The organism is Chitinimonas sp. BJB300 (genome assembly GCF_002735695.1).
In the GTDB taxonomy this organism is placed as follows: domain Bacteria; phylum Pseudomonadota; class Gammaproteobacteria; order Burkholderiales; family Chitinimonadaceae; genus Chitinimonas.
Window position 1 is genome coordinate 18,389 of record NZ_PDZH01000006.1, and the last position, 12,843, is coordinate 31,231.

General features: G+C 52.3%; 12 protein-coding genes. 8 read left to right on the forward strand and 4 right to left on the reverse strand.

The window, feature by feature from the left end:
- Positions 1-14 precede the first annotated feature (14 nt).
- Together CSQ89_RS01845 and CSQ89_RS01850 are read left to right on the forward strand one after the other, a co-directional pair.
- Positions 15-818 carry a transporter substrate-binding domain-containing protein gene (locus tag CSQ89_RS01845; RefSeq protein ID WP_099404493.1) on the forward strand — a complete coding sequence of 268 codons (804 nt, stop codon included), beginning with the start codon at positions 15-17 and terminating at the stop codon, positions 816-818.
- A 39-nt stretch (positions 819-857) separates the two neighbouring features.
- The gene (locus CSQ89_RS01850) at positions 858-1,586 is read left to right on the forward strand and encodes a hypothetical protein (protein ID WP_099404494.1); all 729 of its coding nucleotides are present in this window, start codon (positions 858-860) and stop codon (positions 1,584-1,586) included.
- 87 nt (positions 1,587-1,673) lie between these two features.
- On the opposite strand, the gene CSQ89_RS01855 is transcribed toward CSQ89_RS01850, so the two are convergent.
- On the reverse strand, positions 1,674-2,654 hold the full coding sequence (locus tag CSQ89_RS01855; protein ID WP_158228865.1) for a substrate-binding domain-containing protein: 981 nt from the start codon (positions 2,652-2,654) through the stop codon (positions 1,674-1,676).
- A gap of 208 nt (positions 2,655-2,862) precedes the next feature.
- On the opposite strand from CSQ89_RS01855, the gene CSQ89_RS01860 reads away from it, so the two are divergent.
- Together CSQ89_RS01860 and CSQ89_RS01865 are read left to right on the forward strand one after the other, a co-directional pair.
- Complete coding sequence (locus tag CSQ89_RS01860; RefSeq protein WP_099404496.1) at positions 2,863-3,645, forward strand: hypothetical protein; 783 nt, start codon at positions 2,863-2,865, stop codon at positions 3,643-3,645.
- Positions 3,646-4,281: 636 nt separating this feature from the next.
- Positions 4,282-4,755 carry an Lrp/AsnC family transcriptional regulator gene (locus tag CSQ89_RS01865; protein WP_099404497.1) on the forward strand — a complete coding sequence of 158 codons (474 nt, stop codon included), beginning with the start codon at positions 4,282-4,284 and terminating at the stop codon, positions 4,753-4,755.
- A gap of 28 nt (positions 4,756-4,783) precedes the next feature.
- Here the strand turns inward: CSQ89_RS01865 and CSQ89_RS01870 are convergent, their stop codons facing one another.
- Complete coding sequence (locus CSQ89_RS01870) at positions 4,784-5,869, reverse strand: MBL fold metallo-hydrolase (protein ID WP_233202933.1); 1,086 nt, start codon at positions 5,867-5,869, stop codon at positions 4,784-4,786.
- A 326-nt stretch (positions 5,870-6,195) separates the two neighbouring features.
- On the opposite strand from CSQ89_RS01870, the gene CSQ89_RS01875 reads away from it, so the two are divergent.
- From CSQ89_RS01875 to CSQ89_RS01890, 4 genes are all read left to right on the forward strand, one after another.
- Positions 6,196-6,705: a substrate-binding domain-containing protein gene (locus CSQ89_RS01875; RefSeq protein WP_099404498.1), complete on the forward strand. Its 510-nt coding sequence runs from the start codon at positions 6,196-6,198 to the stop codon at positions 6,703-6,705.
- Between the two features lie 216 nt (positions 6,706-6,921).
- Positions 6,922-7,710, forward strand: coding sequence for an ABC transporter substrate-binding protein (locus CSQ89_RS01880; RefSeq protein WP_139023005.1), 789 nt, complete (start codon positions 6,922-6,924; stop codon positions 7,708-7,710).
- 42 nt (positions 7,711-7,752) lie between these two features.
- Positions 7,753-8,484, forward strand: a complete 732-nt coding sequence (locus CSQ89_RS01885) for a DUF1353 domain-containing protein (protein ID WP_158228866.1) — start codon at positions 7,753-7,755, stop codon at positions 8,482-8,484.
- A 276-nt stretch (positions 8,485-8,760) separates the two neighbouring features.
- Positions 8,761-10,284, forward strand: coding sequence for a methyl-accepting chemotaxis protein (locus CSQ89_RS01890; protein WP_099404501.1), 1,524 nt, complete (start codon positions 8,761-8,763; stop codon positions 10,282-10,284).
- Between the two features lie 156 nt (positions 10,285-10,440).
- Here CSQ89_RS01890 and CSQ89_RS01895 read toward each other — a convergent pair whose 3' ends face one another.
- Together CSQ89_RS01895 and CSQ89_RS01900 are read right to left on the reverse strand one after the other, a co-directional pair.
- Positions 10,441-11,373, reverse strand: a complete 933-nt coding sequence (locus CSQ89_RS01895; RefSeq protein WP_099404502.1) for a hypothetical protein — start codon at positions 11,371-11,373, stop codon at positions 10,441-10,443.
- A gap of 9 nt (positions 11,374-11,382) precedes the next feature.
- Positions 11,383-12,834 carry a hypothetical protein gene (locus CSQ89_RS01900; protein WP_099404503.1) on the reverse strand — a complete coding sequence of 484 codons (1,452 nt, stop codon included), beginning with the start codon at positions 12,832-12,834 and terminating at the stop codon, positions 11,383-11,385.
- Positions 12,835-12,843 lie beyond the last annotated feature (9 nt).

Sequence of the window (12,843 nt, forward strand, 5' to 3'; positions counted from 1 at the left end):
TTGGATAATTAACAATGAAGTTGAACACAATACTTTCGGCCATGTTTGGCCTATTTTTGTTGAGCCCGGTAGTTGCTGATGATCTTGATGAAATTAAGAAACGCGGTACGTTGATTGTGGGTGTTAAGAAAGCGACACCGCCTTTTGGGGAGCTGAATCCTAGAAGCAATACCATATCGGGTTACGATGTGGATTTTGCCATGGCGATTGCCAAGCAGCTCGGTGTAAAGATTATGGTCAAAGGTTTGGAGCCTGCACAGCGTATCCCCAGTCTGCATGAAAAGGATGTGGATATGATTATTGCAACCATGACCAAGAATTCTGAGCGCGAGAAGCAGATGGATTTCAGCCATGGTTATTTTGTTACCTGGCAAAAATTTGTTGCGCCAAAAAATAAAGTCAAAACCCTTGATGACTTGGCGGGTACGACTATTGGCACGGTAACGAGTTCCACTACAGAAAAACAGCTACGCCGTGAAATACCAGGCGTTAATATCGTTCTATTCTCCGATCATGACAAGGCGTTTGCTGCATTGAACAAAGGCATGCTTGATGCCGTCAGTGCCGAAGAGCCAATTTTGGCGGGCCTGTGGAATAAGATGCCCAATAAAAAGAATTTTGAGATTCCAAACCTGAGCCTTTCATTTGAGGTATATGCCATTGCTGTACGTAAAGGTGAAAAGCGCTTACTAAAGGAAGTGAATAAGACCATTATCGGCATGGAAGAGTCTGGAGAAGCCGGCAAGATTTTCGAGCGGTGGTTTGGTCCGGGCACCAATGCGCCTTTGCTACGTATGTTTCAGATTAGTGCGAAATAAGCCTCTTTACTGTAGAGGGTACCTAGGAGTGAGTGGGTCGTGGCTATTGGACAATCATTTAGTCAGCAGTTTAAAGCAGGCGATGTCATTTATGGCATCAGCCAGGCCCGATCTCCTTACGTAAACTCATTGCCGCCACCGGTAGCGCATCATCTGCGTGCGGTAGGGCAATTTCTGATTTGTGATGAATTCAATAATCGGACGTTTGGCCGCGTACCAACGAACGACTTTGGTATCGGTCAGTCGCCCGACAGTAAGCGCAGCATCAAGACTAATCTGGCGCATCATCAGCAAGTGGATTATCTAAATCCATTGCAAAAGGCGGCGTTGCAAGAATATTACGATGCCTTGAAAGGCACCCGTTATGCCCCGCTTGAGACTGTAAAAACAAAAATAAATAAGCTGATGGAAAAGGGAAATCAAAATACTGAGGACCTAATCTTTCGGAGAGCGTGTAAATTTGGTTTGCAATTTGTTATCCAGCAACGCCAAAGAACTGTCCATTTTGTATTGGATGTACCGGAATATTTTTCTGTTCCTGGTAACCGTATTGATAGCCTGGGAATTGTCACCAAAGTAAAACATGCGGGACATGTTCCTATTACGACATCCGAATTACGCTGTTGCTACAGGAATCGTAAGGCATGGATCCCTGCCGGGCGATTGAAGTTTTATTTCAAATTGATAGAAGTCAATCCGCCTTGGGTGGATGATGCGGCCATGTGGGCGATATATGAGGCACATCGTATTGAGAAAGGCGTAATCTGAGTTGTCATGGTGTGGTCATGCTTTTTTCCATGCAATCAGGCAACATCATGCCCTCGCTGCTTATTTAAAGGGTGAAGTGCGACAACATTATTGACTGCTTCGCACGACGATATTTTCTTGAGATATGCGGGCGGGAATTTTTTCGCCATTGGCTAGTTTACGTAGATTTTGATAGGACAGCCTCCCCATTTGGTCAAAATTAAGCGATACATAGCCGTGGATCAGCTTGTCGTCCATCAGCATTTTCTTCTCTGGTGAAATCGCACCAACGGCCACAATAATAATTGGCTTCTTTTTAAGGTTGGCGAGGGCCGAGGTCATCATTGCTCGATAGGCTGCTTCATCTACCACGGGCCAATGTCCGACTGAAATCATTACATCCACCTTTGGATTGAGTACGGTCATCTTTACCTGTTTGATGGCGAGTTTCTCTTCGTCATTGGTATACCAAGGGCTATCAACTGTTTCTGTCCAGCCACCTTCCCCGTGAAGTGGTTGGTTTTTGGGGTGGGCGCTGTTGCCGCTTAATTCCTGGCGTACCCCGCTCATGCGATCAATGAGGTTGGGATTTTGCCTGGCGACATGCTGTCCTCCTGTCATTAGCGACAACGTGCCCCCCTTGGGCAGAAATTGCTTGGCCAGCTTTGCCATGTCACGGCCGATCTCTACATTGTCGGGGCCGATAAAGCTTTTTCGAAAACGGCTGTGTTTGGGCTCAAAGTCGGAATCGAAGGTAATCACAGGGATATTCTTTGCGGCTACCGCCGGTATGATTTCACCGACCAACCAGTCCGAATTAGTCACCGACAACGCGATGCCATCCAGATTCTGTGTAATGGCCGTGGCCAGCGATTCGCTTTGCTTACGGAAATGCTCGGGTCCCTTCTCACCAATATTGATGGCCCGGTCGCCATTCTTTTTGGCTTCATCTTCAAAACCCTGAAAGGCTGTCAAGAAATTCACATCGTCCAGGCTCTTGCCGGCGAAGCCGAAAACCATGTCCTGGGCAGAAACGGGAACGGCTGCCATTACCAATAGTAGTGCCAAACGAGCGATGGGTACCTGCATTCCGTATGCTCCCATTATGCCGCTGCAAGCCTGTGGTAGACCCCAAGTGATTCTAGTCCGAATCTGCCAAATTGAAGTGGGTGGTGCGTGTAGCGGTGCTTGCTGTTTGAGCGCAACACTGCGCCATCTAGCTGCAACCGTTCGTCACAGTCGTCTAAAGTGGGTTAATTACCGGGCCGATAAGACGAACAACAAGGGGGAATCCGCCATGAATATCAACACAAGCAATAATTCATCTTTGCCCGTTGCGCTCAATGGCGCAGCTAATACGGCTCAGCGTACCGCCATGCAGCGTCAGAATGGGGGACAGGAGAAGTCCCCACTTTCGCTCGACAAGCTGGACGACTTGGTAACTAAGCGGATTGAGCAACTCAACACCAGCATGACAGATATGGCACAACGGCTGGTGAAAGGGTTCACCGGTTTATTGCTGGGTGATGCCGCAGAGGGTGCACAAATAAGCTTCAGTGAGGCTTCGTTGGCGAGTATGTCCCGCTTTGGCGCGACCAGTATGAGCCAGCAAGATGAGAATGGGCGGGTTGATGCGGCTGGTTTTAGTTTGCAGGAAGCCAGTATGTTCAAAGGCAAAGGCACCATTACAACGGCCGATGGCCGTAGCTTTGAATTTGAAATGGAAATTCGATACAGCGCCTCGATTGAGTCTTCTGCGGTGACACAAAGCAGCAATGGTCAGCAAAGCCAGGGCCAGGGTCAGGAAAAAGTGGGTAATCAAGATAGCTACGCACTGCCCGATGTCACGCATTTCCTCGGCACCGCGGCTGATCTACTCGACCGTTTGCGCAGTGAACCCGTACGCATGCCATTCCAAGTACAGCAGCCAAACCAGACCGATACCAACGCCACGCCACTATGGGGTGATCTGGCCATGCGTCTGCTGGGCTTGCCTGATGGCGACCGTTATCTCGACCTATTGCCGCAAGCGACAGGGGACAATAATAAAAAGGCAGGCGGGGTGGATCTGCTCGCTTAAAACTTACCTAAAGTCTCACGATATAAGGCAAGAGAAGGCGGAAACCGCTGAGGAAGCGGAGTTTACAAGTGGTAATTGTGCATCCGAGGGTGTTTACAACGCCATATTGCCGACACGCAGCAGACTTCAGACAGGTTCTTAAGGCGTGCATAAAGCGCTGGTGCAATAACCCCCTGCTTACTTCAGTGCTATACCGGGTACCTTACCCGCGCCTAATAAATGGGCGCGGGTTTTTATTATCCCTCTATGCCAGGCCGTGCTGATTTGCTTGTTGCGGGGTCTATCGAAGAAGTGGGGTCGTTTTCCTACTCCTGAGAAACTGTTCAAAGTCTGCTACTCAGCAGAGGTCTAGCTCGTTGAACAGCTTCCTGCGGGACAACCCCCAGCGTTTGTTACGCCTAGGCCTACCCGGGGTGGCCATGAATGGGCCAGCGTGGGACCAGCAGCCAGAGGTAGGGCTGCTGGCTTTCCTTCCAGCTTGTGGCTGAAGGCCGTTGCAGGGAGTGGGAAAACGTAAGAAAAATATACCGCCCTCCTTGCTGAATAGGCTTTTGACTTACCTAGTATTTTTGCTTATTTTTGGAATATTTTTCTGCATAAGCTAAATTACATGAAATTTTATCCAGGGTAATCATCGTGAGCACTAAGAACCGCCTATTGGACAGCCAGGATCGTAAGATCCTGCAAGAGCTGCAAAAGAATGCCCGCCTCAGCAACGCAGAACTGGCCGAGTTGGTAGGCCTGTCAACCACAGCGTGTTGGAATCGCACGCGTCAGCTGGAAGGGGATGGGTATATCCGTGGTTATGTGGCGCTGCTTGACCAACAAAAACTGGGCATGGCCGATACGGTATTGTTGGAAGTAACGCTGGACCGCCATGAAGATGATGCCTTGGCGCGTTTTGGCGAGGAGCTGGCAGCATTGCCCGAGGTATTGGAAGCGTACCTGGTATCTGGCGAATACGACTATCTGGTGAAAGTGGCGGTGGATGGTACAGCAGGCTACGAGCGGTTCTTGCGCGAAAAGTTGTATCGCATTGCCGGCATTCGGCACAGCAGGTCTATGTTTGCCCTGCGCTGCATGAAATTTTCAGCTTCGGTGCAGGCTTGATAGGCATCTGCTGCAAAGACGTAGCGGCCTAGTCGGCGAATAGGCGGCGTGTTTCACCTATGGCGAACAGTACGAAGTCTTGGTCTGCCAGCCCGGCTTGCTTTTTAGCTTTGGCCAGATCGCGTATCGGTTGTTCCAGTGGCTCGTCCGTCAGCTCAAACGTGCCCCAGTGGATCCCCATCGATTGCTTGGCATGAATGTCGTTGTGTATCTGTACAGCTTCGATCGGGTCGACATGCTGTGCATGCATGAACCAACGCGGTTCGTATGCGCCTACCGGGATCATGCCGAAGTCGATGCTGCCGAAATGCTTGCCGATATCCTGGAAGTCTTTTGAGTATCCTGTATCGCCGGCGAAGTAAAGCTTACGCCCGGCATGCTCCAGTACAAAACCACCCCAAAGTGAAGTGTTTTCACCACCCCAGAGATTGCGTTTGCTCCAGTGCTGGGCAGGCACGAGGTTGATCACCACTTCACCCTGTGGGCCTTGCAGCGTTACATGCTGCCACCAGTCCAGTTTTTGCGCTGAATGCACACCCTCGCTTCGAAACCAGCGGTCCATACCCAGGGGTACAATGAACTTCGGCGGCCCGTCTGCTTGCTGATTCAGCGCGGCAATGGTGGCGCGGTCCAGGTGGTCATAATGGTTATGCGATACCAGTACGACATCAATGCGCGGCAGCTCTGCCAGCGTGGCCGGCAAAGGCACTTTGCGTTCGGGGCCGGCAAAGGAAACGGGTGAAGCGTGCGTTGAAAAAATCGGGTCGGTAAGAATATTGAGCCCACCCAGTTGCAGCAATACGGTGGCGTGGCCTATCCAGGTAACCGTCGTGTCTTGCCGATTTCCCGCCAAATAGGCGAGGTCGGGTTTTGCCCTGGGTATTTGATCAAGCGCATGCACAATCGCCGGCTTGGTAAAGCGGCCCCACTGCCAGCGTAATAAACCGCCTGTACCGGGCTGGTCAAATGGGTAGTTATTTTTAAAGCCGGTGGGAGTGTGGTGCGGTTTGCTGGCGTCGTAATCCGGGTTGCTCGGTTTTTCGTCGGCAAATACGGTCATGGCAAGCAAGCCGGCTAGCAGCTGTGCAAAGGCAAATGAACGGGGGATAGGCATAGGTGGGTGGGCTGGTAAACAGTAGTGGCAATCTAAACATGATTCTCTAGCCGACTACCGATTTTTTGCAGTTTCTGGAGGGTGAGTTTCATCTGATCACTATTGTGTGGTTATATCAAAACAATGATGAGCTTACTGGCACGCTCAATCGTTTTAGTCCCGGCAAATGCTGAGTCCAGAAGCGGCCGCTGGCTCTCTGGCGTTCTAGAAAAGCATGTACGACTGCCGTGAATCCGCCTTTAGCCATGTGGGGCGAAAGTCACAATGCGAAGCGACTACTGCTGACAGGTCCTCGTTAGTTCTTGGCATCTTGCGTGGAGATTGCGATGAACAGGCGTCAATTTACCCAGACCGCACTCTATACAACGCTGTCACCCCTTCTTATTGCTGCGGCCGCGCCAAAGCCTTTGGTTGGCATGGTGCTCAAGGCCATGCGTAATGAGTTCTTCCAACAAATGGCGGATGGGGCTAGAGAACACCAGCGGCAACACCACGAGTATGAATTGCTGCTGGTCGGTGTACAGGAAGAAACCGACGTCAAAGGCCAGGAAGCCATCATTCAGCAGCTGATGGCGAAGCAAGTGGCTGCCTTGATTGTCGTACCGGCGGATTCTATCGACTTGCTCCCTATTCTTATCCGCGCTGCAGAGTCCGGCATGTTGGTCATCAATATGGACAACAAGCTTGATGATCGATCATTGGCCGCGGCACAACTGAATATTCCCTTTGTGGGGCCAAGCAATTTCAATGATGCGAAAAGCGTAGGCGCCTATGTGGTGCAGGGGCTGCCCGCCGGTAGCAATATTGGCTTAATAGAGGGGCGGTGGAAGCCTTGAACATGAAGGAGAAGGTTGTGCCATTGGCTGGTACGACCACATCCCGGCTATTCGTCCCTACATTGAGGAAGGGCGCATTTTTTCAACGGCAGATCAGTACCCGGCCAAACAAGCCGAATACGCGCTTGACCTTGCGCTCAAGGCCTTGGCCGCCGGCACCAAGCAGGCGGATTTGCCCAGTCTCATTCCGACGCCCGTACAGCTTATCAAACGCAAATGACCAAGTTGCCAGGGGTTTACGCACACCTGCTGGTTTTCGCAGTACTGGCTATGTTCGGTAGCCAGATAGCGTGTGCTGAGCGCTTGGCAATATATGGCGATGTGTACCCACCCTTTTTGCTGGAACAGAATGGCGAACTTACGGGGCCCTACGCCGAGGCTTTTGCCGTGCTGGTAAAGCAGCAAGGTATTGAAGTCCGCTACACAGCCTTGCCCATCAAAAGAGTGTTGCAGGTGGTGGAAAGACAACCCAATAGCTGTGGCTTGGCATTGCACTTCTCGCCAGGGCTGGCCGAAACCCTGAGTTTTGTTGGGCGGGTTGCCCCTGTCACCGTCTCGGTTTTTGCCAAGCAAGGCAAAGTCGGGCAGCTGAACAATATCGAGGATATCCGGCGCTATAGCGTTGGCACCATCGACATTGCCGAAGTGCGCGATTTACTCGATATAGCGGGGATAAACTACGAGCCGCTAAACCAAGCCAGCCGCGGACTATCAATGTTGGTCGCCAATCGCTTTGACCTATTGCTGAGCGATACGCTGCCGGAATTCGCCACGACAGAGGCTTCCAACGTAACGCGTGTTTTTACGCTGGCCCGGTTCGAGCGCTGGGTGGCTTGCAACAACCAAACCGACCCTGCCGTGGCAAACAAATTGCGTAAAGCATTGGCAGAGAGGTTGTTTGCCGAATCGCTGCGCAGTATCTGGAAGCGCTATGGCCTGGAAGACTATTTCGATGATGTGCGTCAGAAGTGGGAGGCCATTCCAAGGCCCAAGGTGAAGAAGTAGCGCTTAGAACGCTGACTTTGCATGAAAAGCCGAGGAGTACCTATGCGTGGTCACAGACTATGGTTTTTCTGCGCCCTACTGGTAGCCCACCTTGTCGCCGCTGCCCAGGCAGATGACTATGGCACTTATGTTGGCAAGGTGGTGGTCGAATGGCTCCCGAATGGGCGAGACATGAAGTTGACCCAGCCTTTCGCCTACATCAGCCCGGGAGATACGCGTTGGGAAGCGCCCGAAGGGTCGGTTGTCGATGGCGCGTCTATCCCTCGCATTGCCTGGACAATGATAGGGGGCCCCTTTGAGGGGAAGTACCGTGAAGCGTCGGTGATTCACGATGTTGCCTGCGTTCAAAAAAGTCGCATCTGGCAACAAGTCCACAGGGCTTTTTATACTGCGATGCGTGCATCGGGGGTTGACGCTACAAAAGCCAAAATTATGTACGCGGCCGTGATTTACTTTGGCCCGCATTGGGACCGCATAGTTAACCCGCGGCAAGTACCTCTTGCTGAGATAAATCTGCAGATCCAAGCAATATCTCGCCTTGCATCGCAAGATGAGAGGCTTATGAATACTTGGGTATCTATACGTGCACCACATCCAGATTTTGGCACTTCTACTTCACAAAATGCCGCAGAAATAATCATGACCTTCGCTTCTCCCAAGCCAAGAAAACTTAGCGAGAAACAATTCGATGCGCTTAAGGCTGAAATACAAGCCAAAGATATTCCATTAACTGAAATCGAAAACTACACCCCGTCTGATGCACTACCACCGTAAATAAAGTGATTCAGTCTGCATAAGCGCTGGGTGGCAATACCCGCCACCGCTATTGAGTAGAGGGGCTGGAGAGTGGCTTGGTTCGCTGTATCGGGTATTCCGTTGATATCTATTGCCGCGACGCGCAAAGTCGGGGCGAAATTGTTCATGGCAGGCTCTAGAATTTCGATTCTAAGCAGCGCATGCATTGGACGCGTTGCCAATGCCATGAATAGGGAAACGACTTTTGCCTATAGCGGACGCGAAACCGGCTGACAGCCACCAAAGGATGTCCCTATGTTCAAGCGTATGAGGATCGGACAGCGACTGATGTTGGCCTTCAGCGCTGTACTGGCCTTGCTTATCGCCATTGCCTGGCTTGGCATCGATAGTTTGGCGGAGTTGAAGACGGCGCTGAATGTTGTGGTGGACGACCGCTATCAGAAAGTTGTCCGCGCGCGTGAGGTGCACGATCAAGTCAGCTTGGTCAACCGTAGATTGCGCAATGCTTTACTGCGGGCACCTGCCCCTGGATGGGAGGCCGAACTGGTTGGCATCCCGGCGCAGCGGCAAAAGATTGTCGAAATGCTGGATGCATTGCGCCGCATTACCTACCTGCCTCAGGTCATCGCCTCGCTCGACCGTTTGGCAGTACTGGCTCCGCGCTATGGCAGCATGTCCGACGAATACATACAACTCCTGCAAGCAGGCAACGTGGAAGGGGCGCGTCAGGCGCTATTTGGCAATTTACAGCCAACGTTTGCTGCTTATGACGCAGAGATCCTGGCGCTGGAGCGCTTGGAAGTGGAAGCCATGTCCTATTATGCCAAGCAGACGGGTTCGATATACAACCAGGCACGCTTCTTGATGTTGAGTATGGCAATCGCCGCTGTTGTGTTGGCAGCCTTGGTGTCGGTGTTGGTTACGCGCAGCATCACGCTGCCCCTGGCCTCCGCCATGGACGCTGCCAACCGCCTTGCGGAAGGTGATTTGACGGTGGAAATTGATCGTTACCGTGAAGATGAAGTGGGTAGCTTGCTAAAGGCTATGCAAAACATGATCAATCGGCTTATCCATGTGATTGCCGAGCTTCAAGGCGCTTCCAAACTGTTGGATCAGATTTCCGAGCAGGTAGCGACGACCTCGCAGGCATTGTCGCTGGCGTCGGTGGAACAGGCGGCGAATGTGGAAGAGACAGGGGCCTCCATGGAACAGATTGCTACTTCCATCATGCAGAATGCCCAGCACGCCGGTGTAACCAATGGCGTCGCCACTCAAGCCGCCAAAGAGGCCAGCGTGGGAGGGCGCGCGGTGGCGGAGACCGTACGGGCAATGAAGTGCATCGCGCAGAAGATTTCGATCATCGACGATATCGCCTATCAGACGAATCTGCTGGCATTGAATGCAGCCATTGAGGCGGCGCGTGCCGGCAGCCAAGGCAAAGGTTTTGCGGTAGTGGCCAGTGAAGTGCGCAAGTTGGCCGAGCGCAGCCAGGCGGCTGCGCATGAAATCGGCAACCTCGCCGGCAGCAGCGTTAAACTGGCCGAGCAGGCAGGCCAGGCATTGGATGGCATGGTGCCGTCAATCGACCAAACATCGCGCCTTGTCGACCAGATTGCCGTTTTGTCGGACGACCAGTCACTCAGCGTCAATCAGATCAAACTGTCTATCGACATGTTGAGCAACCACATACAGCAGAATGCAGCTGCCTCGGAAGAACTGGCCGCCAGCGCCGAAGAGTTGAGAGCACAGGCGGAACAGCTGGACGAGTTGAGCGCTTATTTCCGCCTGCCCACCCACGCGTCCCGGTTACCGAACTGAGGCCGATGGTTTCTAATGGAAAGCCAGGGTTCATACCCTATCTAGATCGTACCTTTTGCATCATGGTTTTCCGCGCATTGCTATTTAGTAGGCAAGCGAGCTATAGCGTTCGAGTAGGTAGATTTCTTGCGGAATCAGCGGGGTAGGTATGGCTACTTAATCAGCTTGGTTTGCATCCCACTGCCAAATGGTTGCACCGTATCCCGATTTAATTTCCGGCATGGTCTCGCCTTGTTTGAACTGCTTGCGGCTGCTTGGGCCGGCTGCGGGCGTCCACCAGTAACCGGATTTGGGGCAGGGCTTGTCGCTTTCACAGCGCAAACGGTCTAGCTGCTCGCTTGGGGAGGTTTCGCCACCACCACTATCGGCAATGCGCTCAACCAGTGTCCAAGTTGTGGGCTCTTCCGAAATGTTTTGCATAGTATCGGGGTTGTAGCCAACTGTTGCAGTTGTAGCTTCATCGCCTTCAATAAGTAGTGCAGCACAACTGTCATCGACATCAGGCAAGTAAATGCCGCTTTGCTTAACAATGTCATCGGTCTTAACTTGCACTATATTGTTCAGGCGGTAGATAGGCCAAGTTTCGGGGGGATTTAGCGGGCCCCTGACAGACTCCCGATAGCGGATTACTAATGACCCAGGCTTCCAGTATCCGCCAGTTGTAGCTTGAATATTGCTGGCAAAGTGGCTTGCTCTATAAAGTAGTTCCTCATACTTTGCCGCAGCGCCGGGTTCAACTTCATCCATCCAGGTTGGGTCGTAGTCGCGCTGTCCTTTAACATCATTTGGCACGCCCCCATACCCGCCTAAACCATGCAGGTCGCCATGGGTCAGCATAATGTAGCCTTCATTCAGGCTTTGCATTGTGCTGCGGAAGTTCGGTAAGCACACCGTCCCCCAACCAATATCGGGCTGATGGTGCTGTGCCCTGTTACGGTAATCGGGCGGCAGTTGGCGCATAAAGCGGTCCATACAGTCTTCAACATGCTTAAGCATGGCCTCCCAGGCGTCGCGCATGGGTTCGTAATAGGCGAGCGAGCTATAGCGTTCGAGCAGGTAGATTTCTTGCGGAATGAGTGGCGTAGGCATGGTTTTGTCTTATTTGAACCAATTGCTGATGAGTTGGGGCACACCCGTAAGATCGGGCTTATGTGTGGTGTCACCATAGTCCCACCCAGTTGGCTTGCGTTTGCTGATATAGCTCATGTCGAGGTGGGCCGGGTCGAGCACGACTTGTTCACCGCCGCCTTTCAGGGTGAATTCAACGACTTTCTTCTCGTTTTTGAATTCCTGGGTTGCTGCCGGGCCGACCCAGGCACGCAAGGGTTCGCCTGGGGGGACGGTATAAGTCACGTACTCACCATTGCTGTTCCAGTGCCGCCAAACAGCCAAGCGTTCACGCCAGTCTGCTTTGCTTTTTAGTGACTCAAACATTTCTTTGGTCATCCAGCAGATGCTGTTGTCGCCAGAGTTGGGGTCCAGCACGCGGTAAAGCACTGTGCCGGGTGGAAACGATGCTGGTTTTGCATCATGAAAGGTTAAATAGGCTTCTTTCAGTGGGTGCCGCTTGCCGGGCTCAACAGTAGGGTTTAAATCGGGCCAGTTTTCTTTTTTTGGGGGATCATCTAATGGACTAAACTTTAGCTTCTTGGTTGGTTTACTTACCCATTCCGGCTTTTCCTTCCGAAACGCAGCCAACTCCGCTTCATTTGTGGGGCGCACCAATGGGTGCAGATTGAACGTCTTAGGGCTGCCGCGGTACACCATGTCTGCTTCAACATCCAGCCGCCGCGCCAGCCGTTCCAACCAATCCTGTAACGGCTTGGTAATGCTATCCAACCCGGCTTTGGCTTGGTCTCGCACCCGCTTAACCGAAAGCAGCATCTGGCCAGCTTTGGTCTTTAAAGCTGCGCTACCCCATTTGTCCATCAGCCCCGCCAAATCTTGCAATACGGCAATGATTTGGTCGAACGCCTTGAGCATGGCGGTTGTGCTGACCTTGCCCTTCAGTTGCCGAATGGCTTTCGCAAGCTCCTTGTAGGCATTGTCGATTTTATGCAGGGCCAGTGTTTTGCGTACTGCGGGGGATGCCAAGTGGACGTTGAGCTTGGCGATGCTGGCTTCAACGAATGGGGTGGTCGCCTTCCATAAATTGCTATCGACGCTTTTGACCACGCCCTTCAAGAGACCTCTGCGCACATAGCTGAAGAGAACTTTGGCGCAGCCCTTGAAGAGGGAGCCCAGTAGGGGAATCAGGCCGATAAGGGTTAAACCCAGCGCCAGCCAAGTGACCTTGTTGCTGCTGTCCTGGTTGATTTTGTTGCAGTTGGCAACGACATCGCGCACATCGCAAATCTGGTCCACCAGGGGAATCATGGAGATGACGGTGCCGGTGATGACTTGGGCGGTGGTCTGGTCGTCGTAGAAATCGCCTTGTAATACCTCCCAAATCCATTCTGCCGCGGCAGACAAGTCTTGCTTGGCGCTTTGTGTCCAGCGCGTTGGCGCACTGCCATACCAAGCCAGCGCATTCTCAAGTTCTTCCCACATTCCGTTTTC